Annotated in this window: 1 protein-coding gene; it reads left to right on the forward strand. The window is 61.9% G+C overall.

Translation table 11 applies throughout. The features are described 5' to 3' along the window. Positions 1 to 74: 74 nt before the first annotated feature. On the forward strand, positions 75 to 712 hold a 638-nt coding region (locus tag EOA60_RS35740), incomplete at its 3' end, for a LysR substrate-binding domain-containing protein (protein WP_164899912.1).

The raw sequence follows: 712 nt of genomic DNA on the forward strand, positions 1-712 counted from the left end.
CCGCTTCAGGCGCGATCTAATTCTCTCCAACCTTGTTCGGTTATTTAGTGCAACTACGTCACCTCCGCTATTTCGTGAGCATCGTCGATGCGGGCAGCTTCTGCCGGGCAGCGGCCACCATCCACGTGGCGCAGCCGGCCCTTAGCCAACAGATCGCTGGCCTTGAAGCCAAGCTCGGCGTCACCTTGTTGCAACGCAGCGCTCGCGGCGTTTGCCCCACCCAGGTGGGCAAGGCCTTCTATCGGGAGGCCGTCGCCATCTTGCAGCGGATGGAGCAACTGCGCGGCATCGTTCGCTCCACGGAGGGAGAGCCAGAAGGATCAGTAGGGCTTGGCATGTCTTCGACGCTCGCCTTCTCCCTCGCTGGCCCCTTAGTGGGCGCCTGCAGAACGGCATTTCCCAAAGTGACCCTGCGCTTGGTCACCGGTGACTGTCTCCGCATTAGGTCGCTCATCGAGACAAACGCGCTGGACGTTTGCATGGTCTTTGAGGACACACCCACCCATGGTGTTTCCCGCAAGCCCCTCTTTCGCCAGCGCCTCCACCTGATCCGGCCTGCCCATGTAGAAGATGTCGCGACCTCCGTGTCCGTCGAGGAACTAGCGACACTGCCTCTTGTGCTGCCGGCACGGTCGCATACGATCCGCGACGCACTGGACCGGGCGTTTGGAGTGGCCGGAGTGACACCGAACTACGTGGCAGAGGTCGACAC

The sequence above is a fragment of the Mesorhizobium sp. M1A.F.Ca.IN.020.06.1.1 genome (assembly GCF_004023265.1).
Taxonomy (GTDB): Bacteria; Pseudomonadota; Alphaproteobacteria; order Rhizobiales; family Rhizobiaceae; genus Mesorhizobium.